The following is a 19,280-nucleotide window of genomic DNA, read 5'->3' on the forward strand; positions in this document are numbered from 1 at the left end:
CAGCAGCTTACGGACTCGGAGTAGCACCAGGTACGGGCGGAGTACGGGCAGAGCCGCGTTGGTGGCGAGTCGTAATACTCACCCCCGGTCCCGGTCCTCGTCGCGGCCGGATTCTGAAGGAACGGTTGATCATGAACGAAGTTGCGTATCGGCGGGTGGCGGTGATCAGCCGCCGGGTCGTCTTTGTTCTGGGCAGCGTGCTGTTCGTCGGCGGAGTGCTTGCGTTTCTCACCGGCCGGGTGGCGCTGGGGATCGCACTCGTCGTTGTGGCCGGCCTCGCCGTCATGGCGCGTGGTCTCATGACAGTGCTGCGTGGGCAGCGAGCCCTGGCCGGACGGGAGCGGGCCGACGTACCGGACGGCCCGGTGCGCGGCACCGATGCTCCGGCGTCGGTAGACGAGGTGGTCGGCGCGCTGGTCGGGATGAACAGCGACGGCCTGCCCTACCGGATCGCGGCCACGCGGACCGCCGATGGCGTTCGTGTCGACGTGCGGTGGCGGATTGCGGAGATGCGCTGGCAGATGCTCTTCGTCCGTGGTTCGAAGGCTTACGCCTGGCGCATGGAGGTCGACCTCGATCCGGCCACGGCGCAGTACAGGTTCGTCGAGTACTCCGGCCAGGCATCCTTCCGCGGAGCGGCCGGACCGCTGGGGGCGATGGCCGATAGCGACTGGACCTGGCGGAAGGGCAAGACGTCCGGTTCGAGGTCGGCGACTTTCGTCGAAGGAGCCGACGGGCAGGTCCGGGTGACCGGCCAGGGCGGAACCCGTACGTCGTGGGAAGGGGCCGTCACGATCAAGCCTGCCGACGCCAAGGTCCCGGTGTTCACCGTCTTACGCAACCACGGCTGGCGCCCACGCCTCGACTGGTTCGCGGCCCGACTCTTCGAGAAGTAACCCACCGCAATTTCCTGGAGGTACCCGATCATGCGTAAATCCATAGTGGCGACCGCGGCGGCGCTGAGCGTTGTCGCGACCGGTCTTGTCGTGACAGGAGTCCTCGTGACCGCCCGGCCGTCGGCCGCGGCGCTCAGCGACGTTCCTGCGGACTGCCGGGTCTCCACCGCGGCCTACCGCTCCGACGGACAACGACTCACCTACGTGTACTCCGCCGGGAAGACCAGCACCAACGCCTATGCCAACGACAACCTCGGCTGGGTGCCGACGGCACATCAGCAGATTGGTGGCTCCGGTGACGACACCACTTTCCGGAGCACCGAGTACGCCGCTCGCGCGGGCCACGATCGCCTCTTCAAGGTGAGCCGGGTGGGCGAGCTGGTCGACGGCACCTGGCGCATCAAGTCGATGAGTGCCAGCCACATCGGGGTCGGGTACGCCGGTGCTCGCATCCTGGCGACGGCCTCGCCGTACCTGTACCACGTGGCCGGCACTTCGCTTTACCGCTCCACAGAGTCCTACGTGAACGGCGTGTTCACGCTTTCGCGGCCCGTGAAGCTTGCCGGGTCCGGCTGGGACGGGGTCAAGACCCTGGTCTACGAGCGCAGCGGCGGAACGGGCACTGCCGCCGTGGACGTGCTGATCGGTACCAAGGCCAACGGGGAGCTGAAGGAGTGGCGGATCAACCGGGCCACCCCGACAAGAATCAGCTCGAAGGTACTACGGGCGAGCGGCTGGGCCGGGTTCACCAGTCTCAGCACCGGCTACTGCGACGCGCACCCCAACGGCCGCCCGCTGCTCGCCATCACCGCCACGGGCAAGGCCTCCGTGTACTTCGACGCACTGAAGACGGACGGCGTCGGCACGGACATCAAGGGCGGCTCACTGGGCTCGCTTGGCTGGACTGCGAAGGCTTACGGCCAGTAGCGGAGACGGTGATGCGGTGGGGGTGGGCGTAGACGTTCAGGGAGCCGTTGCGGATGAAGCCGGCGAGGGTGAGGCCACACTCGTCGGCTAGTTCGACGGCCAGCGATGAAGGGGCGGAGACGGCGCCCAGTACGGGAATGCCGGCCATTACTGCCTTCTGGGCCAGCTCGAACGACGTTCGGCCGGAGACGACAAGGATGCAGCCTCGCGCAGGGATCAAGCCGCCGAGCAAGGCCCAGCCGATCACCTTGTCGACGGCGTTGTGCCGGCCGACGTCTTCCCGCACCACCAGCAGTTCGCCGGTGGCGGTGAACAGCCCGGCTGCGTGCAGACCGCCCGTACGGTCGAAGACCTCCTGCTGCTCGCGCAGCGCATCGGGCAGGCCGGCGAGTACTTCGAGCGACACCTGCATCGGGTCGCCCGCGGGTGAGTGTCGCGACTTCAGCCGTACTGCGTCCAGCGACGCCTTGCCGCACACCCCGCAGGACGAGGTGGTGTAGAAGTTGCGCTCGACACCTACCTCCGGCGCCGGTACGCCGGGAGCCAGGCCGAGGTCGAGCACGTTGTAGGTGTTCCTGCCCTCGTCGTCGCGGGAATCGCAGTACCGGGCGTCGCGGACGTCGTCGGGCGAGCCGATGACGCCTTCTGTGTGCAGGAAGCCATGGGCGAGCTCCACGTCGTGACCGGGAGTCCGCATGGTGACGGCGAGCGGCTTGCCGTCGACGCGGAGCTCCAGTGGTTCCTCGACGGCGATGGAGTCCGGGCGGGTCCGCTCGCCATCAGGGCTGAGGCGGATCACCTTCTTGCGCGCGATCAGACGCCCCACGGCCGCACCCCCGGATCGAGTGGCAACAACCTGGCCGCGATGGCTTCTGCCGGACCGGGATCCAGCACGGCGAACGCATCCGCCTCGGCAGCACCCCGCAACATCGCCGAGCCCCCATGCCCGACCGGTACTGCGCCGTGCGGGCCGACCCGGACCGGTACGAGCCGGGTACTCCGCGGGTGGCACGCCAGCCCGCCGGGCACTGGCGCCACTGGGAGTACGTCGAGCCGCTCACCCCGCAGCCGGCGAATGACCGCGACGCCGAGCGTCAGGACGGCCGTCAACGCAGCCAGCGGATTGCCCGGCAAACCAACCACGAGCCGCCCGTCGGGGAACCGCGCCAGAGCCTGCGGATGCCCGGGCCGACAGGCAACGCCATCAACTATCAACTCAGCCCCCAGCTCCGCCAGCACACTCCGGAGATGGTCAGCAGGTCCCGAGGCAGACGACCCGGACACCAGAATCACCTCGGCGTCAGCACTCACCAGAGCGCCGACCAAAGCCTCCCGTGAATCCGGCAACTGCTGAACGGCCGCCTCGACTGCCCCGGAGCTGGTGATCAGGGTGGGGAGCATCGGGCCGATGGCGTCTCGGGTTCGGCCGGGGGACGAGGGGCCGTGGTGGGTTAGTTCGTCGCCGGTGATCAGGGCCAGGACGCGGGGTTTGGGGGTCACTGCCAGGCGGTTCAGGCCGAGGGTGGCGGCCAGGCCGATGAGCTGGGGGGTGATGAGAGTGCCTGCAGGTAAGAGGAGTTCACCGGCGGCGCATTCCTCGCCTGCTCGTCTGATGTGACGACCGACCTCGATCGAGCCGCCGACCTTCTCGCCGGCACGAGTGGCGTGCTCGTCGGGGAGTACGGCCGTAGTACCGGCAGGAACGGCCGCACCCGTGACGATCGCGTACGCCTGCCCGTCACGCAGCGGTTCAGCAAGTCCGGACCCAGCCAGCACGGCCCCGACCACAACCCACGGGCCGGCCCCGCGCACGGCGTACCCGTCCATGGCAGAGCGATCCACAGGCGGCACAGCAACAGGTGAGACGAGTGCTGTCGCCAGCACGCAACCGATCGAGTCGGCCAGCGGAAGCCGTCGCGGCGGCAGCGGTGTAGCCGCCGCGTAGGCCCGCTCCCGGGCAGCATCCCACGGCACCTCCGCCGCAGCATGCCGTCGGACAGCCAGGACTACCTCGTCTTCTACCTGTGTCACGTCAATGTCGCTCGAACTTGGTTCGCGGCCAGGACAGCCACCGGATCGAGCTCGTCAGCCCCCGCGTCCACGGCGGCGACCAGGGCCCGCTTCATCCGCGGATCCCAGACGGCCTTGATGTGGTTCGCGATCGCCGTCGCCGCGTCAGCCGGTGCCTTGTGCTCGAACTGCCGCGCGATCTCGTTCGCCAACCGCACATGCGGTGGGACCATCGTAGCGCTCACGATGCCGGCACCGTCTCGCGCTCGGCAGTGCTGCTGACCGGTTCCACCAGGAGGTCGACCTGTACTGCGGTGACCTTGTACTCCGGGCAGTTGGTGGCCCAGTCCGAGTTCTCGGTGGTGATCACGTTCGCGCCCGTCACCGGGTGGTGGAACGTCGTGTAGCAGACCCCGACCGGCATCCGGTCCGCCAGTTTCGCGCGCAGCGTCGTCCGTCCGACCCGGCTCGACAGCGCGACCATCGAGCCGTCCTCGATGCCACGCACCTCCGCGTCGTGCGGATGCAACTCGAGGATGTCCTCGGGATGCCACGCCACGTTCGCAGTACGCCGGGTCTGTGCCCCGACGTTGTACTGCGAAAGGATGCGCCCGGTCGTCAGAATCAGCGGGTACTTGCGCGTCGACCGCTCGGTGGTCGGGACGTAGACGGTCTCCATGAACCGTCCCTTGCCCCGGGTGAACTCGGCCTCGTGCATGATCGGCGTGCCGTCCGGGTTCTCCAGGTTGCACGGCCACTGCAGCGAGCCGACCTCGTCGAGCTTCTTGAACGACACCCCCATGAAGGTCGGCGTGGTCAGCGCGATCTCGTCCATGATCTGCGAGGCCGAGTCGTAGTGCATCGGGTAGCCCATCGCCTGCGCGATCTCGCAGACGATCTGCCACTCCTGCTTTCCGGTCTGCGGCGCCATCACCGGCCGGACCCGGTTGATCCGCCGCTCCGCGTTGGTGAACGTGCCGTCCTTCTCCAGGAACGACGTGCCGGGCAGCAACACGTGCGCCCACTTGGCCGTCTCGTTCTCGAACAGGTCCTGTACGACGAGCAGGTCGAGCGCGCCAAGTGCGGCGAACACATGCGCGGTGTTCGGGTCGGACTGCGCGATGTCCTCACCCTGCACGAACAGCGCCTTGAACGACCCGTCGATCGCGGAGTCGAACATGTTGGGGATGCGCAGCCCCGGCTCGTTCAGGATCGGCGTACCCCAGAGCTGCTCGTAGACGTCGCGAGCACCGTCGTCCGACACATGCCGGTACCCCGGAAGCTCGTGCGGGAAGGAACCCATGTCGCACGAACCCTGCACGTTGTTCTGTCCACGCAGCGGGTTCACCCCGACGCCGCGGCGGCCGATGTTGCCGGTCGCCATCGCGAGGTTCGCCATCCCCATCACGGTGGTCGAGCCCTGGCTGTGCTCGGTGACGCCGAGACCGTAGTAGATCGCGCCGTTGCCGCCGGTGGCGTACAACCGGGCCGCCGCGCGCAACTCGTCCGGGTCGACACCGGTGATCGAGGCAACGGCTTCCGGGCTGTGCTCCGGCTGCGCGATGAACGTCTCCCACTGCTCGAAGTCCTCGCACCGCTCCGCGACGAAGGCCCGGTCGACCAGCCCTTCGGTGACGACGACATGGGAGATCGCGTTGATCACGGCAACATTCGTACCGGGCGCCAGCTGCAGGTGGTGGGCAGCCTCGATGTGCGGCGAGCGGACCAGGTCGATCCGGCGCGGGTCGACCACGATCAACTTGGCGCCCTGCCGCAACCGCTTCTTCATCCGCGATGCGAACACCGGGTGCCCGTCGGTCGGGTTGGCACCGATCACCAGGATGACGTCCGCCTTCTCGACCGACTTGAAGTCCTGGGTGCCGGCCGACTCGCCGAAGGTCTGCTTCAGCCCGTACCCGGTGGGCGAGTGGCAGACCCGCGCACAGGTGTCGACGTTGTTGTTGCCGAACACCGCCCGGACCATCTTCTGTACCGCGTACACCTCTTCGTTCGTCGTCCGCGACGAAGTGATCGCACCGATCGATCCCTGACCATAAGCAGCCTGGATCTCGCGCAACCGCCGCGCCGTGAAGCCGATCGCTTCGTCCCAGGAGACCTTTCGCCACGGATCCGTGATCGCGTCCCGCACCATCGGCTCCAGCACCCGATCCGGATGACTCGCGTAGCCGAACGCGAACCGGCCCTTCACGCACGAGTGGCCCTCGTTCGCGCCACCGTCCTTGTACGGCACCATCCGGACCAGCTCGTCGCCGCGCAGCTCCGCCTTGAAGGAGCACCCGACCCCGCAGTACGCGCAGGTGGTGATGACGGAGCGGGTCGGCATGCCGAGTTCGATGACGGACTTCTCTTGCAGGGTTGCGGTCGGGCAGGCCTGCACACAGGCGCCGCACGAGACGCAGTCCGATTCCATGAAGGAGACACCCGCGCCCGCAGCGACCTTGGAGTCGAAACCGCGGCCTTCGATCGTGAGCGCCAGCGTGCCCTGTACTTCGTCGCACGCGCGGACGCACCGGGAGCACGCGATGCACTTGGAGGCGTCGAAGTCGAAGTACGGGTTGGAGGTGTCGGTCGGGGCGTCGAGGTGATTGGCGCCGGCGTCCACACCCGAGCCGTACCGTACTTCGCGCAGTCCGGTCACCCCGGCCATGTCCTGCAACTCGCAGTCGCCGTTGGCCGAGCAGGTCAGGCAGTCGAGCGGGTGATCGGAGATGTAGAGCTCCATCACGCCGCGGCGCAGCTTGCCCAGCTTCTCGTTCTGGGTGCGCACGACCATGCCGGGCGCGACGGGCGTCGTACAGGAGGCCGGCGTACCGCGGGCGCCGTCGATCTCGACGATGCAGAGCCGGCACGAGCCGAACGCTTCCAGACTGTCCGTCGCGCAGAGCTTGGGGATCTCCAGGCCGGCCTGCTTGGCCGCGCGCATCACCGAAGTACCGGGTGGGACGGCGACGTTCACCCCGTCGATGGTCAGCTCGACAGTGGCCGCGCCCTCGCGGGCCGGCGTACCGAAGTCAGGTTCCTTGAGCAGGGTCATGCGGTGAAGTCCTCTCCGAAGTGGCGTACCGCGCTGCGGACGGGCAGCGGGGTGAGCCCGCCCATCGCGCAGAGCGAGCCGTCGGTCATCAGGTCGCACAGGTCGTCGAGCAGGACGAGGTTCTGCCGGCGGTCCTCACCGCGCCGGATCCGGTCGATCGTCTCGACCCCGCGGACCGCGCCGACCCGGCACGGCGTGCACTTGCCGCAGGACTCCTCCGCGCAGAACTCGAAGGCGAACCGGGCCATCGCGGACATGTCGACGGTCTCGTCGAACACCACGATGCCGCCGTGCCCGACCATCGCCCCGGCGGCCGCGAAGGCCTCGTAGTCCATCGGCAGGTCGAACTGCTCGACCGGCAGATAAGCGCCCAGCGGTCCACCGACCTGGACTGCGCGCACCGGCAGCCGCGATGCGGTACCACCACCGAGATCGTTGACGAGCTCGCCGAGGGTGATGCCGAACGCGGTCTCCACGATGCCGCCGCGGGCCACTTTGCCGCCGAGCTGGAAGACGTTCGTCCCCAGCGACCGGCCGGTCCCGTACGCCGCGTAGGTCGTCGCACCGTTCGCCAGGATGGTCGGGATCGTTGCCAACGACAACACATTGTTGACGACTGTCGGGCGGCCGAAAAGCCCTTCCAGCGCAGGGATCGGCGGCTTCGCCCGGACCATCCCGCGCTTGCCTTCGAGGCTTTCCAGCATTGAAGTCTCTTCGCCGCAGATGTAAGCACCCGCGCCAACTCGGACGTGCAAGTCGAAGTTGAGACCCGAGCCGAGGATGTTCGCGCCGAGCCAGCCGCGGTCGCGGGCCGTCCGGATCGCCGCGTTCAGGGTTTCGATCGCGTCCGGGTACTCCGACCGCAGGTACACGTAGCCTTCGGTGGCGCCGACCGCGTACGCCGCGATCGTCATGCCCTCGATCAGCGTGAACGGGTCACCCTCGATCAGCATCCGGTCGGCGAACGTGCCCGAGTCGCCCTCGTCGGCGTTGCAGCAGACGAACTTAAGGTCGGACTCGGCACCGAGCACGGTGCGCCACTTGATCCCGGTCGGGAAGCCGGCACCCCCGCGACCACGCAGACCCGAGTTGACCACTTCCTCGACCACATCCGCCGGTGACATGGCCAGCGCGGCCTGAAGCCCCTTGTTTCCTTGGTGTTCCGCGTGCTCGTCAGCCGAGCGAGGATCGATGACACCGACCCGGGCGAAGGTCAGCCGCTGCTGGCGCTTCATCCAGGGCAGCTCTTCCACCAGCCCAAGCGCCGCACCGCCGGCCGGCACCACAGCAATTTCTGGCGCGGAACCGTCGAGCATGCCCGCTGCAATCAGGCCATCGACGTCTTCCGGAGCGACCGGTCCGTAGCCGACCCGCCCTTCGGGGGTCTCCACCTCGACGAGTGGCTCCAGCCAAAGCATCCCGCGAGACCCATTGCGGACCACCTCGATCTCGCGGCCAGCGGCGGCAGCCGCCGCGGCGATCCGCTCGGCGACCTCGTCCGCGCCCACCGACCGCGCCGCGGCGTCGCGGGGTACGAAGACCCTCATCGTGCCTCCCCGAGGAGCGCATCGAGCCGGGCCGGCGTGACCCGGCCGTGCAGCTTGTCGCCGACCTGGACCGCCGGGCCGAGCGCGCAGTTGCCGAGACAGAACACCTCGTCGACGGTCAGCCTCCCGTCGTACGTGGTCTCCCCGAACCCCACCCCGGTACGCCGCTTCGCATGGGCGGCGAGCTCCACTGCGCCGACCGAGCGACAAGCTTCGGCCTGGCAGATCCGGACGGTGGTGCGCCCCGCCGGTTCGCGCCGGAAGTCACGGTAGAAGGTGACGACGCCGTGGACCTCGGCGACCGACAGGTTGAGGACGTCGGCGATCACCGGGATGTCGGTCTGATCGACGTGACCGAGTTCTTCCTGCACCGCATGGACGATCGGCATCAAGGCGCCGCGCAGACCGCGCAACTCGGTCGCGATCGCACGCACACGGTCGGCACGCCCGGGAACCGGGACGGGGGCGGGTGGCATGACCGACTGGGGTGGTGGGGCGGGGAAGGTATTGAACTCAGTCGTCATACTCACGACTGTCCCGGCGTATTAGTCGGGGGTCAAAGCAAACCTGCCTATGACGTGATAGCCCGCTTCTATCAACGACCTAGCGCCTCGTCTAGCAACATTGGGGAGGTAATCAGGTTGGCTGGTGTCTGCTGGAGGTCAGGTTCTGCGGTTGGGTGGAGGGTGGCAGATCGCCTGGACTGGTTCGGGGAGGATTTTCGCCGGACTTGGGGTGGATCGTGCTACCGGTGTGGGGAGAAGATTCTCCCCGGATCGGTGGAAGCGGGCAGTCGACGGTTCGGGGAGGGTCGGGCCCGGCCGGGTCCGGCCCTAAGCCGGCTTTGTGCACGGGCTGAGCGTCCGGAGCACGGTGGAACGCTCAGGTCACGCACAAGGTCGCCGGCAGGCCCGCCCCGGGGGGCGTGGGTAGAACGGAGCTTCAGTCCATCAATCTGGATCGCTCGCGAGACTCGCCACGTTCAGCGGTGGGTCGTCCAGGGCGGGATTGATGCGGTGGGGATCCGTGGGTTTCGGGGGCCGCGGCCGGTTCACGACGGCGTCGTCGCCGGTTGACCGGCTCGCTGCTCGCGGGCCCGGCAGCGCGCCTGGCCGGGTCGGGGGCCCTGGCTGCGGATCCAGCTGCTGTCGTACCCACCCGCAAAACGTTGCTAGACGCAACACTAGCGACGACGGGCGAGATGCACGGTGAGGTCGGCGATCAGGTCGACAGTCTCGGGCAGCACCCGCCTGATCTGGCTGAACACCTGCTCCTGCTCCGACCACGGCAGCACCAGGTAGGCCGAGACCGTCGTGAGGTGACCGACATAGTCGTCCGCACTCATCGTCAGGCGCCGCTCGATCTCCACCTGCCGGACGTCGGTGAACCACTCGGACTGTTCAAGCTCCGTCCCCGGCCACTGCATCGCCTGATCCGGAGGCGTTCCATCCGGCGAGGGAATGTCGTCGCTGTCCAGGAACGGCGCCCTGGCCGCGTGAGCAGCTTCCGCCACGGCCGGGTCGGCCAGGTGGAACGGCCCGCCGAAAGAGGCGAACACTCCACCGGACTCCAGCAGCGCGGCCATCCGCGACCACCGGCCATCAGGGTTCGTCCAGTGCAGGGCCGCCGCCGCATAGACCAGCCCGTACTTCTCGCCAAAGTCCAGGTCTTCGAACGCGGCCTGCCTGCTCTGCACGTTGGCCGGCACGTGCTTGCGCAACTCGGCGAGCATGCCGGCGTCAGGCTCGGTCGCGGTCACGCTGTCCACCCGCTGAGCGAACAGGCGGGTCGCCTTGCCGGTCCCGGCGCCGATCTCGAGCGCGGTCCGGACCGGCCGACCGGCGTACGTCATCACCACGTCGAGAAGCTCCTCGGAGTACCCCGGGCGGAACCGCTCGTAGGCTTCCGCCACAACTCCGAAGCTCAGGGCGCGCGACATACCGGCATCCTGACACGACACCGCCCCGGTGTCCCGCGGGTTTCCGAGCACTAGGCTCAGGCCGGTGGACGCGACCAGTCATCTGAAGGACTCGCTCGTTGCGGCGATCGCGCTCGCCAATCGCTTCGGCGCCGAGTGGAGTCGCGGACGGTTGCAGGCTCCCGGCGACACGGACGCAGTACAGGCCGTACTGCGGCTGACCACCAATCTCGAGCCGCCGGTGGACGAGTCGGCGTTGACCGAGTTCGCGGCCGGCGGTGCGCACTTGTACTCCGCGTTGGGGTTGCTCGCCGATGGCTCGGTGGACGCCAGCGCTCGTGAGCTCAATGAGCTGCTGGAGGCGACTCGGGCGGCACCGCGCCTTACGCAGTACGAGGGAAAACCGTGGCATCTGCATTTCGCCAGGCCGGAGGTGTCGCTCGCGACGAGATGGCTGGCCGAGTTCGCGACGGCGGCGGCGATGTTGCTGGGCAGCTCGGAGCTGGAGCTGCTGCGCCGGTGCGGAGCCGAGCGGTGCGACAACCTGTTCCTGGACGCGACCCGGAACCACACGCAGCGGTTCTGCTCGACCGCCTGCCAGAACCGGACGAAGGTCGCCGCGTTCCGCTCACGCGGGTAGAGACGTACGTCACTTCCACGGACGTCACAGTTCGCGGGGCTGCTTTGTCGTAAGGGATGTAGACAACAACACACCACGACAGAGGAGTCCAGCCATGGATGCCCGTTTGGCCATGTTCGGCAGCCCGATCGCAGACAAGCTCGTCAAGCACCTCGTCTCCGCGGTCCGCGTGGTCCACTCTTCGTCGGTACCCGGCGCGACGCTCGAGCTGGTGAACCTGCGGGCCAGCCAGATCAACGGCTGCGGTTTCTGCACCGATATGCACATCAAGGACGCTCTCGCGGCGGGGGAGTCGCAGCAGCGGCTCAACATGGTCGCCGCGTGGCGTGAGGCCACCTGCTTCACCGAGGCCGAGAGGGCCGCGCTGGAGCTGGCGGAAGAGGGCACCCGCATCGCGGATGCCGGCGGAGGCGTCTCGGACGAGGTCTGGGCGAACGCCGCCAAGCACTACGACGAGGAGCAGCTGTTCGCGCTCGTCTCGCAGATCGCGTTGATCAACAGCTTCAACCGGCTGAACGTCATCACCCGCCAGCCGGCCGGTGACTACGTGGCCGGTCAGTTCGGCTGACTCGTTGCCGTCAGCATCGGCGCTTCTGTCGACCAGCCGAGCTTCGTGTAAAGGTGTCCGCCGTCGGTCGTTGCCATCAGCAACCCGGCGGCGGCACCGCGGTCGACGGCACGCCGACTGAGTTCCGCCATTACGACACTGCCCAACCCTCTGCGGCGGTGAGCCGGGTCGGTGTGGATGTCATGCATCACCGCATCCCCGCCGGCGACCGCCACCATCCCTTGCGCCGTAACGTTGCCCTCGGCATCAATCAACCTGACGTATTCCAAAGGTCCGTCGCTCCAAACCTGCACGCTGTACTCCGCTGGCGCGGCCGCGAGGGGATGCTTCTCCAGGTCGGTCGACATCAGCAGACTCGGCTCGGCGAACAGTCTCAGCCCGGCGCCCTCCAGTACTGCGGCCGTCGCGTCCCGCCGGTGCGTCGTCACGGTCAACCACGTCGGCTCGGTTGCGCGTGCGACCTCGGCGGCGTGCGCGCTGACCAGATCGGTCCGGTCGGTCAGCGTGAAGAGTTCGTGGTCGCGCCCCGGGAGTCCCAGCTTCACGTCCAGGACGCCATCGCGCTCCTCGGCCGCGGGCAGTCCTCGACACAGTCCCCAGCCGTGCTGCCAGCGGCGTACCAGCTCATCCATGCCGACCAGTGTAACTGTTTATAGCGAGATAGTCAGTTACGAGAGTCGCGGCCGAGGACGAAGGTCTGGATGGCGATCACGGCGGCGCCGCGGGCCCACTGGGTGAAGGACGGGTCTTCCAGGATGATCGGCGGCGGGGCGGCTGACGGGTGCCGGTCGGCCTGGAGCCCGGCCTGCAGTTCGTCCTGGGCCACGGTCGCGAGCTGGACTCCCTCGCCGCCGAGCACGACGGCCTCGGGCATGGTGAAGTTGCTCGCCGCCGCGATCAACCTGCCCAGCGCACGTCCCGCCCTGCCGACCACGCGACGGGCGTCGGGATCACCGTTCTCGGCCAGGGCGAGACATTCGTCGTACCCGATCTGCCGGCCGAGGGCCGCGCTGAGCTGACCGGTGATGGCGTCGGTGGTGAGCATGACGCTCGCGCAGCCGTGATGGCCGCGGTCGCACACCGGGCCCGCGGGATCGACTTGGTAGTGACCGACCAGGCCGAGCCCGGCCTCGCCGGTGTCGACCAGCTTGTCGTGAACGACGAGGCCGTAGCCAACGCCCGCTCCGATGGTCAGCAGGACGAACCGGCTGATCCCGCGACCCGCCCCGAACCAGTGGATCGCCTCGGTCACCGCGATGACGTCGTTCGCGACGACGACCTGGGCATCGGTCCGCTCGGCGACCAGCCGGCCGAACGGTACGTCGCGCCAGTCGAGGAAGTCGCCCCGCGGTACGTCGCCGGAGTCGTCGACGTGGCCGCCCAGACTGATGCCGAGCCCGGTGATCGGGGGCCGGCCGTCGCTGAGCGAGCGGGCCAGTTCGACCACCACGTCGGCGACCGCTTCGGGAGTGTGGTCGGTGAGGGGCCGTTCCGCGGTCGCGATCACCTCGGCCCGGAGCGTGGTCAGGACCGCGAGCGCCGTGTCGCCGGTCAGCTTCACGCCGACGAAGTGGTGCGAGGTCGGAATCACGTCGAGCGGTTGCGACGGCCGGCCCACCTTGGGGTCACCGACCTCGCCCGGTACTTCGACCAGCAGGCCCGACTCCAGCATCGGCTTGGTCAGCCGGGTCAGGCTGCCGGCGGACAACTCCACCCGCCGGGCCAGTTCGGCGCGGGACAACGGCCCGTCCAGCAGGATCTCCAGCGCAACCCGCTGCGACGGCCCGCTCAACGGCCGCCAAGCCCCCGTAGTCACCGCAGTCCCACCCACCCGGTAAACCTACCGTCCCGTGCTGCTCTGCTCAGTGCGGCAGTTTGCGGGTGTCGATGAGTTGCTGGGCGACGTCGCGGAGCTTCGTGTTGGTGTCCTGGGAGTAGCGCTTCAGGATGGCGAAGGCCCGGTCGCCGTCGAGGTCGAAGCGCTCCATCAGGATGCCCATCGCCTGGCCGACCAGTTTGCGGGCGTCGACCGCCTGCTCCATGGTCTCCTCGTGCCGCGCCGACGCGACCGCCACCGAGGCGTGCCGGGCGAGGATCTGCGCGATCGCCTCGTCGTCCAGGCCGAACGCGTCCGGGTCGGCGGAGTACAGGCCGAGGACGCCGACCGTGGCCCGGTCGCCGGTGGTGAGCGGTACGTCGAGCACGCTCCGGACGCCGAGGCCGGCCACCTTCGCCGCCCACACCGGCCAGCGGTCGTCGTGGGTGGTGTCCCGGATCAGGACCGTACTGCGCTCCCGCAACGCGACCATCAGCGGTCCGTTGCCCGAGTCGATCTGCAGGCCGTACACGTCGGAGACCACCGGATCGGTGACCGCCGCGATCTCCGGCCGCGAGCCGCGGGTGTAGAGCGCGAGTCCGGCGTACATGCAGTTCAGGGCCTGGAGTGCGAACTGGACGACGGCGTCGACCGTCTCCTCGACGCCTGGGGCATCGTGCAGCTCGATGGCCAGCCGCGCGAACGCGTCCGCCGACGTGGGCGCGGCGATGTCGAAGTCAGCCATCCGGGCTCCAGACATGAGTCATCGTCAGGGCACCCCGTGGCTGGAGTGAACCTTCCGCGCACATCATGCAGCCTCGCCCGCCCGAAGTGTTAGCCGGACCCCGAATTGTTGTCCGGGAAGAGATGTGGCAGTAATTAGTTGAACTAGGTCATTTCTGCCACTGGTGGGAGTGGAGGGTGTGGCCCGAGGCTTGGGGTGTCCGCACAGGGTTGGCCGAAGGGGAGTTCGAGATGTCGGTGGTACTGCAGGGATTGGCGGCGGCGCAGGGTGACGCGGTGGCGCACTTCGCCGGGAAGCTCAGGTTCGAGACGGACCCGTCGGACGTGGCGGCGGACATCCGCGCCGGCGTGACCGGTTGGGTGCTGATCGACAGCCGGAGCCAGGAGAGCTGGGACCAAGGACACGTGCCGGGCGCGATCCACCTGCCGACCAGGGAGATCGCCGAGCGCGCCGCGGCCGTAGTACCGGCTGGGACGCCGGTGGTGACGTACTGCTGGGGGCCCGGGTGTAACGGTGGGACTCGGGCGGCGCTGGAGTTCGCCAAGCTGGGCTATCCGGTCAAGGAGATGATCGGCGGGATGGAGTACTGGACCCGGGAAGGCCTTCCGGTGGAGACCGCCGAGGGCATCACCCGCCGGGCCTCCGACCCGCTGACCGCGCCAACCGGCATCGCTTGCGCCTGCTAATGCCGCCCGCTCAGCCGCCGGACTTTCGGCTGGATGCCCCGGGTTAGGGCTCGAGGTTGGCGAGGTGGTCGGCGTTGCCTCGGATGGCCGCCTCGTAGCGTTTGAGCTCTGGGGTGTCGAGGCGATCGGCGATCAGCAGCAGGAGGGTTGCGAGCGCCTTGCTCGGCCGGCCGGCGTCGTGCAGCGTGAGGGATTTGAAGACCCGGAGCGAGTCCGACTCCGGGAACTCCTTGCTCGCCGCCTTGAAGACCTCCAGCGACTCGTCGAAGCGCTCGAGGATGCGCAACGTGCTCCCGTACTGCAGCAGGCAGCGCCGCCTGGTGTCTCCGGTCAGCCTGGGCAGGGCCTGTTCGTAGTACGGGAGCGCCTTCTCCTCCTGGCCGTCGGTGTCGTAGGCGCCGCCGACCTCGTAGAGCACGTACGGGTTGCCCGGGTGCTTGGTCAGCAGGTCCTCGAAGAAGTCGATCGTCGGCTGCATGTTCTCGCGGTCGCGCCGGTTGAACGCCTCAGCGATCGTCGCGGCCAGTTCCGGCGTCAGGTCTCCAGTCACCGCTCCATCATGCCGGGCTCGCAGACCAGGGTGGTCCGAAATGTCGAGGCTGTCCCGGCCACTCCGACGTGGCGATCGTCAGGTCGATCGAGAGGAGACGGTGATGGGTGAGACGACGGGTGCGGCGCGGGGTGGCTGGGCGGAGGGAGTCAGTGCGATCACGTTGTTCGTGGAGGAACTCGCGGAGTGCAAGCGGTTCTACGAGGAAGCGTTCGGGTTGCCGGCGGCGTACGAGGATGACGCGTCGGCGGTCTACAAGTTCGGCGAGCTGATGGTGAACCTGCTCTCGGTGAGCGAGGCGCCTGGCCTGATCGGACCGGCGCCGGTCGGGGGCGCTGACGCGGGCCGACGGTTCCAGCTCACCGTCCCGGTCGCCGATGTCGATGCCCTGTACGCCGAACTGACGGGTCGCGGCGTCAAGTTCCTGAACGGCCCGCTGGACCGGCCGTGGGGCATCCGTACCGCGGCCTTCGCCGACCCGGCCGGTCACATCTGGGAGATCGCAAAGTAGGCCGCACCTGCAGTCATGGCGGTCAGGCCAGGGCGCGGACGGCGGGGATGATCTCCGTGGCCAGGCGGTCGATCGATTCTGGGCTGGTGGTCGTGAGGCTCAGTGCGGTGAAGCCCAGTTTGGTGAAGCCGGCCAGCCGGGTGGCGACCTGGTCGGCGGAGCCGCTGACCACCGACTGGTCGGCGACGTCGCGGTCCAGCTCGACCTGCACGTGGTAGGCGTACGTGATGCTGTCGGGGTCCCGGCCGGCCCGGTCGGCGGCGGCACGGATCTTGTCGCGCATCACGACCGCCTGCTCGGGTGGCGCCGAGCCGAGCGACGGGATCCAGCCGTCCGCCTCGCGCCCGGTGAGCGCCAGCGCGCGATCGCCGAAGGTGCCCAGCCAGATCGGGATGGGGCGGTCCGGCTTGGGCGCCAGCTCGGCGGCGTCGGTGTGGAACCGCCTGCCCGCATAGCTGAACGATTCCTGCGACCACAGTCCCCGGGCGATCCGGATGGCGTCTTCCAGCCCGTCGACCTTCTCGCGAGGCGTCGGCACGGGCAGCCCGAAACCGCGGAACTCGTGATCGGAGTACCCGCCGCCGAGTCCCAGGATGAGCCGCCCGCCGGAGATCCGGTCGAGCGTCTCGGCCATCTTCGCGACCATGGCCGGCGGTCGGTAGGGCACCCCGAGCACCCGCGGCGCGATCCGGATCCGCGAGGTCGCCGCGGCCAGCCAGGTCAGCAACGTCCAGGTCTCGTACGTCGGTCCGGTGCCGCTCGGGTGGTCGGAGGTGCTCACGAAGTCGAAACCCAGCTCCTCCGCCTGTCGAGCCAGCCCGACCGGATCGGAGCCGGTCCCGGCGCTCGGTGAGATGCCCAGTCCGAACGAAAGCCGCGTCATGGAATCCTCTTTTCGTTTACATGTAAACCTTGACCCTAGGAGTCACTTCGATTACATGTCAACTACTGTGGTCGCCATGCCCAACGACGAGCTGCTGCCTGAGCCGCACTGGTTGGACGACGAGGAGTTTCGCGCCTGGATCGGCTATCGCCGGATGCGGCTGCTGCTGGACGCTGAGATCGCCCGGGACCTCAGTCGCGACGCGAACCTGTCGATGGCCGACTACGACGTGCTGTCCGCCCTGTCCGCGGAACCCGACCATCGCCGCCGCCTCAACGGTCTCGCCGACCGGATGCTGTGGTCGAAGAGCCGGCTCTCCCGGCACATCGGCCGGATGGAGGAGCGCGGCCTGGTCGCCCGCACCGACAGCCCGGACGACGGGCGGGGCGCGGACGTAGTACTGACTGCGCTCGGTCTGCGCACTATCGAGCAGGCGGCGCCCGATCACGTCGCTTCGGTCCGCCGGCACTTCGTCGACCTGCTGTCCCGCGAGGAATTGTTTGCGCTGGGCAACATTGCCGAGAAGGTCCTCGACCGGCTGCCGGGTGAGACGCCTTAGAGCGCCAGGGCGGCGTACAGGCCGGAGGCGAAGACGACGCCTGTGCCCAGCCAGGCGGCCGTCAGGGGTAGAAGCAGCCGTCCGCGGCCCCAGCGGTACGCCAGTGCCAGCAGACCGACGGCTCCGGCGAAGCTCAGTGCGGCCTGGGTCACCCAGAAGGTCTGCTGTGCTGCGGTCTCCACCGCTGCATGGCGACCGCCGCTGGCGAACGCCCAGACCAGACTCAGTGCGCCGTACACAGAGGCGACGACAGCCGCCCCGACGATTGCCCGCTGTTGGATCGGCGAGGGACCCTGGAAATCCTTGATGCGCAGGCGAAACACGTGCGGCCAGCGGGTGCGGGCGTACAGCACGAACGCTGTCACCAGCAGGATCGCCTGGACGGTGAACCCGCCGTACACGATGCCGTAGACCCAATCATCGAGCGCGTTGTCTGCTGCGGTGGCTGACCCACCGGCGAATCCCTGCACCACCATCCCCAGTGGCAGGCCGAGGGCGATCGGAGCGAGCAGGCCGGTGCCGATCCAGATCGGACCGAGCACCAGCCAGCTCGGTAGCCGCTGGCCCCATCGATAGGTGAACGCCAGCGCGACCACGACGGCCACCAGATCCATGCCCATGGTCAGAAGGTTGCCGACGACATACTTCGGGTCGGCCATCATCCCGGCGCCGGAACCCGTTGTTCCGACGCCGCTCCCGGTTAGCCAGGCAAGCTTCAAGGTCAGGTACGGCACGCAGGCTGCCACCGCGCCCCAACCGACCAGCAGGCGCACCCGTCCATTTCGCTCGCTCATATCCACCAGCCTGTACTCCGTGAGCCGTGCGGCCATCACGCCTCAGACGGAACCTGCTCACCCCTGCGGGGGAACTCAGGTGAGCTTGGAGACCTGGTAGTGGTCGATGCGCCAGTCGGCCCCGGCGCGACGGGCGATGATGCTGAGGTAGACCTCCAGCGTCGGCCGCTCGACGAAGGAGAAGGCGACCTTGAGGTAGCCGAGGACGAGCTCGTCGGTGAGCTGCCGCGCTTCGAGGATGTCGTAGTCGGCCTTCAGCCCCAGCGGTTGCGCTTCGTAGTACTGCGCTACGCCTACCGGACCGATGCTGTACGGGCGCAGGCCCTGGAAGATCGCGTCGTCGGTGAAGACCTTCGCGACCGCGGCCGGATCGTGCGTGTCGACGCCGGCCTTCCACTGGTCGAGAACCGTTTGCAGAATGCTGGTGGTGCTCATGGGTGGAGCTCCTTGGTGTTAGTGCCACTAGTGACCGGCGGACTGGCCGCCGTCGATGGGGAGGATGACGCCGGTGACGAAGGGGGAGTCCTCGAGGTAGGTGACCGCGCCGACGACGTCGGAGACGTCACCGATCCGGCCGACCGGGTGCAGGCCGGCGAGCGCCGCGTGCGTCTCCTCCGGGTGCATCGGGGTGTTGATGATGCCGAGGGCAACGGTGTTGACGCGGATGCCGCGGGCGGCGTACTCGACCGCCAGCGACTTGGTGACGGCGTTCAGGCCGCCTTTGGTGAGTGAGGCGAGCGCCGACGGGACGTTGGTGTTGGCGTGCTCGACCAGCGCGGTCGACACGTTGACGATGTGCCCGCCGCCCTGGCCGAGCATCGCCTCGACCGCGCGCCGGGTGACCTCGAAGAAGCCCCGCAGGTTCACCCCGGTGACCAGGTCGAAGTCCTCGTCGGTGTACTCGGTGAACGGCTTCGCGACGAACACGCCGGCGTTGTTCACCAGCGTGTCGATCCGGCCGAAGGCTTCCAGTCCCTGCTCGATGATCCGCTCGCCGGTCCCAGGGGTCGCGATGTCGCCGGGGACGGCCAGGACGAACGGGTCGTCGGAGGGCTGGATGGTTCGGGAGTTCGCCACCACGGCGTACCCGAGCTTGCGGTAGGCGGTGACCAGCCCGGCGCCGATGCCCTGGGAGGCGCCGGTGACGACTGCGACTTTCTGTGTGTTCACTGTCT

The 19,280-nt window shown here is 68.4% G+C and carries 22 protein-coding genes; 7 read left to right on the forward strand and 15 right to left on the reverse strand.

Going from position 1 to position 19,280, the window contains the following annotated elements:
* Window positions 1–131 precede the first annotated feature (131 nt).
* Complete coding sequence (locus tag ACQPYM_RS04005) at window positions 132–896, forward strand: hypothetical protein (protein ID WP_433014935.1); 765 nt, start codon at window positions 132–134, stop codon at window positions 894–896.
* A gap of 30 nt (window positions 897–926) precedes the next feature.
* The gene (locus tag ACQPYM_RS04010) at window positions 927–1,823 is read left to right on the forward strand and encodes a tachylectin-related carbohydrate-binding protein (RefSeq protein WP_433014938.1); all 897 of its coding nucleotides are present in this window, start codon (window positions 927–929) and stop codon (window positions 1,821–1,823) included.
* On the opposite strand, the gene fdhD is transcribed toward ACQPYM_RS04010, so the two are convergent.
* From fdhD to ACQPYM_RS04045, 7 genes are all read right to left on the reverse strand, one after another.
* Entirely contained in the window at window positions 1,768–2,649 is an 882-nt protein-coding gene (gene fdhD / locus ACQPYM_RS04015; RefSeq protein ID WP_433014941.1) for a formate dehydrogenase accessory sulfurtransferase FdhD, read from the reverse strand. The genes ACQPYM_RS04010 and fdhD overlap by 56 nt on opposite strands.
* Window positions 2,637–3,854 (reverse strand): molybdopterin molybdotransferase MoeA, encoded by a 1,218-nt coding sequence (locus ACQPYM_RS04020; protein ID WP_433014944.1) that lies wholly within the window; start codon window positions 3,852–3,854, stop codon window positions 2,637–2,639. Before ACQPYM_RS04020 ends, fdhD begins: the two co-directional genes overlap by 13 nt.
* Window positions 3,851–4,078, reverse strand: coding sequence for a formate dehydrogenase subunit delta (locus tag ACQPYM_RS04025; RefSeq protein ID WP_433014947.1), 228 nt, complete (start codon window positions 4,076–4,078; stop codon window positions 3,851–3,853). The genes ACQPYM_RS04020 and ACQPYM_RS04025 overlap by 4 nt, the downstream gene beginning before the upstream one ends.
* Window positions 4,075–6,888 carry a formate dehydrogenase subunit alpha gene (fdhF, locus tag ACQPYM_RS04030; RefSeq protein ID WP_433014951.1) on the reverse strand — a complete coding sequence of 938 codons (2,814 nt, stop codon included), beginning with the start codon at window positions 6,886–6,888 and terminating at the stop codon, window positions 4,075–4,077. The genes ACQPYM_RS04025 and fdhF overlap by 4 nt, the downstream gene beginning before the upstream one ends.
* Window positions 6,885–8,435: a formate dehydrogenase beta subunit gene (locus ACQPYM_RS04035; RefSeq protein ID WP_433014954.1), complete on the reverse strand. Its 1,551-nt coding sequence runs from the start codon at window positions 8,433–8,435 to the stop codon at window positions 6,885–6,887. Before ACQPYM_RS04035 ends, fdhF begins: the two co-directional genes overlap by 4 nt.
* Window positions 8,432–8,959 (reverse strand): NAD(P)H-dependent oxidoreductase subunit E, encoded by a 528-nt coding sequence (locus ACQPYM_RS04040; RefSeq protein ID WP_433014957.1) that lies wholly within the window; start codon window positions 8,957–8,959, stop codon window positions 8,432–8,434. The genes ACQPYM_RS04035 and ACQPYM_RS04040 overlap by 4 nt, the downstream gene beginning before the upstream one ends.
* 659 nt (window positions 8,960–9,618) lie before the next feature.
* Complete coding sequence (locus ACQPYM_RS04045; RefSeq protein WP_433014960.1) at window positions 9,619–10,374, reverse strand: class I SAM-dependent methyltransferase; 756 nt, start codon at window positions 10,372–10,374, stop codon at window positions 9,619–9,621.
* Window positions 10,375–10,438: 64 nt separating this feature from the next.
* Between ACQPYM_RS04045 and ACQPYM_RS04050 the strand changes: the two genes are divergently transcribed.
* Window positions 10,439–10,993, forward strand: coding sequence for a CGNR zinc finger domain-containing protein (locus ACQPYM_RS04050; RefSeq protein ID WP_433014963.1), 555 nt, complete (start codon window positions 10,439–10,441; stop codon window positions 10,991–10,993).
* Between the two features lie 94 nt (window positions 10,994–11,087).
* Window positions 11,088–11,561: a carboxymuconolactone decarboxylase family protein gene (locus ACQPYM_RS04055; protein WP_433014966.1), complete on the forward strand. Its 474-nt coding sequence runs from the start codon at window positions 11,088–11,090 to the stop codon at window positions 11,559–11,561.
* On the opposite strand, the gene ACQPYM_RS04060 is transcribed toward ACQPYM_RS04055, so the two are convergent.
* The 3 genes from ACQPYM_RS04060 to ACQPYM_RS04070 are packed head-to-tail and all read right to left on the reverse strand — an operon-like array spanning window position 11,549 to window position 14,122.
* Window positions 11,549–12,193, reverse strand: a complete 645-nt coding sequence (locus ACQPYM_RS04060; protein ID WP_433014969.1) for a GNAT family N-acetyltransferase — start codon at window positions 12,191–12,193, stop codon at window positions 11,549–11,551. The two genes, ACQPYM_RS04055 and ACQPYM_RS04060, sit on opposite strands and share 13 nt — an antisense overlap.
* Window positions 12,194–12,225: 32 nt before the next feature.
* Window positions 12,226–13,377: an ROK family protein gene (locus ACQPYM_RS04065; protein ID WP_433014972.1), complete on the reverse strand. Its 1,152-nt coding sequence runs from the start codon at window positions 13,375–13,377 to the stop codon at window positions 12,226–12,228.
* A gap of 46 nt (window positions 13,378–13,423) precedes the next feature.
* Window positions 13,424–14,122, reverse strand: a complete 699-nt coding sequence (locus ACQPYM_RS04070) for a GAF and ANTAR domain-containing protein (protein WP_433014975.1) — start codon at window positions 14,120–14,122, stop codon at window positions 13,424–13,426.
* Window positions 14,123–14,352: 230 nt separating this feature from the next.
* Here ACQPYM_RS04070 and ACQPYM_RS04075 point away from each other — a divergent pair, with 230 nt between their 5' ends.
* Window positions 14,353–14,808 carry a rhodanese-like domain-containing protein gene (locus ACQPYM_RS04075; RefSeq protein WP_433014978.1) on the forward strand — a complete coding sequence of 152 codons (456 nt, stop codon included), beginning with the start codon at window positions 14,353–14,355 and terminating at the stop codon, window positions 14,806–14,808.
* Between the two features lie 43 nt (window positions 14,809–14,851).
* Here the strand turns inward: ACQPYM_RS04075 and ACQPYM_RS04080 are convergent, their stop codons facing one another.
* Window positions 14,852–15,358 carry a tetratricopeptide repeat protein gene (locus ACQPYM_RS04080; RefSeq protein ID WP_433014981.1) on the reverse strand — a complete coding sequence of 169 codons (507 nt, stop codon included), beginning with the start codon at window positions 15,356–15,358 and terminating at the stop codon, window positions 14,852–14,854.
* A gap of 103 nt (window positions 15,359–15,461) precedes the next feature.
* On the opposite strand from ACQPYM_RS04080, the gene ACQPYM_RS04085 reads away from it, so the two are divergent.
* Entirely contained in the window at window positions 15,462–15,869 is a 408-nt protein-coding gene (locus ACQPYM_RS04085; protein WP_433014984.1) for a VOC family protein, read from the forward strand.
* A gap of 22 nt (window positions 15,870–15,891) precedes the next feature.
* On the opposite strand, the gene ACQPYM_RS04090 is transcribed toward ACQPYM_RS04085, so the two are convergent.
* Complete coding sequence (locus ACQPYM_RS04090; protein WP_433014987.1) at window positions 15,892–16,752, reverse strand: LLM class flavin-dependent oxidoreductase; 861 nt, start codon at window positions 16,750–16,752, stop codon at window positions 15,892–15,894.
* A gap of 76 nt (window positions 16,753–16,828) precedes the next feature.
* Between ACQPYM_RS04090 and ACQPYM_RS04095 the strand changes: the two genes are divergently transcribed.
* Window positions 16,829–17,311: a MarR family winged helix-turn-helix transcriptional regulator gene (locus ACQPYM_RS04095; protein ID WP_433014990.1), complete on the forward strand. Its 483-nt coding sequence runs from the start codon at window positions 16,829–16,831 to the stop codon at window positions 17,309–17,311.
* Here the strand turns inward: ACQPYM_RS04095 and ACQPYM_RS04100 are convergent.
* The 3 genes from ACQPYM_RS04100 to ACQPYM_RS04110 form a co-directional block, all read right to left on the reverse strand.
* Window positions 17,308–18,105, reverse strand: a complete 798-nt coding sequence (locus tag ACQPYM_RS04100; RefSeq protein WP_433014993.1) for a hypothetical protein — start codon at window positions 18,103–18,105, stop codon at window positions 17,308–17,310. The two genes, ACQPYM_RS04095 and ACQPYM_RS04100, sit on opposite strands and share 4 nt — an antisense overlap.
* Before the next feature lie 75 nt (window positions 18,106–18,180).
* A complete protein-coding gene (locus ACQPYM_RS04105) occupies window positions 18,181–18,540 on the reverse strand; it encodes a hypothetical protein (protein WP_433014996.1) in 360 nt (119 codons plus the stop codon).
* Between the two features lie 27 nt (window positions 18,541–18,567).
* Window positions 18,568–19,275 (reverse strand): SDR family NAD(P)-dependent oxidoreductase, encoded by a 708-nt coding sequence (locus tag ACQPYM_RS04110; RefSeq protein WP_433014999.1) that lies wholly within the window; start codon window positions 19,273–19,275, stop codon window positions 18,568–18,570.
* Window positions 19,276–19,280 lie beyond the last annotated feature (5 nt).

The sequence above is a fragment of the Kribbella sp. CA-294648 genome (genome assembly GCF_050943845.1).
Taxonomy (GTDB): Bacteria; Actinomycetota; Actinomycetes; order Propionibacteriales; family Kribbellaceae; genus Kribbella.

Coding starts and splice junctions, on each gene's coding strand:
- ACQPYM_RS04005 (WP_433014935.1), top strand. CDS start 132: ATGAACGAAGTTGCGTATCGGCGGGTGGCGGTGATCAGCCGCCGGGTC.
- ACQPYM_RS04010 (WP_433014938.1), top strand. CDS start 927: ATGCGTAAATCCATAGTGGCGACCGCGGCGGCGCTGAGCGTTGTCGCG.
- fdhF (WP_433014951.1), bottom strand. CDS start 6,888: ATGACCCTGCTCAAGGAACCTGACTTCGGTACGCCGGCCCGCGAGGGC.
- ACQPYM_RS04035 (WP_433014954.1), bottom strand. CDS start 8,435: ATGAGGGTCTTCGTACCCCGCGACGCCGCGGCGCGGTCGGTGGGCGCG.
- ACQPYM_RS04040 (WP_433014957.1), bottom strand. CDS start 8,959: ATGACGACTGAGTTCAATACCTTCCCCGCCCCACCACCCCAGTCGGTC.
- ACQPYM_RS04045 (WP_433014960.1), bottom strand. CDS start 10,374: ATGTCGCGCGCCCTGAGCTTCGGAGTTGTGGCGGAAGCCTACGAGCGG.
- ACQPYM_RS04055 (WP_433014966.1), top strand. CDS start 11,088: ATGGATGCCCGTTTGGCCATGTTCGGCAGCCCGATCGCAGACAAGCTC.
- ACQPYM_RS04060 (WP_433014969.1), bottom strand. CDS start 12,193: ATGGATGAGCTGGTACGCCGCTGGCAGCACGGCTGGGGACTGTGTCGA.
- ACQPYM_RS04070 (WP_433014975.1), bottom strand. CDS start 14,122: ATGGCTGACTTCGACATCGCCGCGCCCACGTCGGCGGACGCGTTCGCG.
- ACQPYM_RS04075 (WP_433014978.1), top strand. CDS start 14,353: ATGTCGGTGGTACTGCAGGGATTGGCGGCGGCGCAGGGTGACGCGGTG.
- ACQPYM_RS04085 (WP_433014984.1), top strand. CDS start 15,462: ATGGGTGAGACGACGGGTGCGGCGCGGGGTGGCTGGGCGGAGGGAGTC.
- ACQPYM_RS04090 (WP_433014987.1), bottom strand. CDS start 16,752: ATGACGCGGCTTTCGTTCGGACTGGGCATCTCACCGAGCGCCGGGACC.
- ACQPYM_RS04095 (WP_433014990.1), top strand. CDS start 16,829: ATGCCCAACGACGAGCTGCTGCCTGAGCCGCACTGGTTGGACGACGAG.
- ACQPYM_RS04100 (WP_433014993.1), bottom strand. CDS start 18,105: ATGAGCGAGCGAAATGGACGGGTGCGCCTGCTGGTCGGTTGGGGCGCG.
- ACQPYM_RS04105 (WP_433014996.1), bottom strand. CDS start 18,540: ATGAGCACCACCAGCATTCTGCAAACGGTTCTCGACCAGTGGAAGGCC.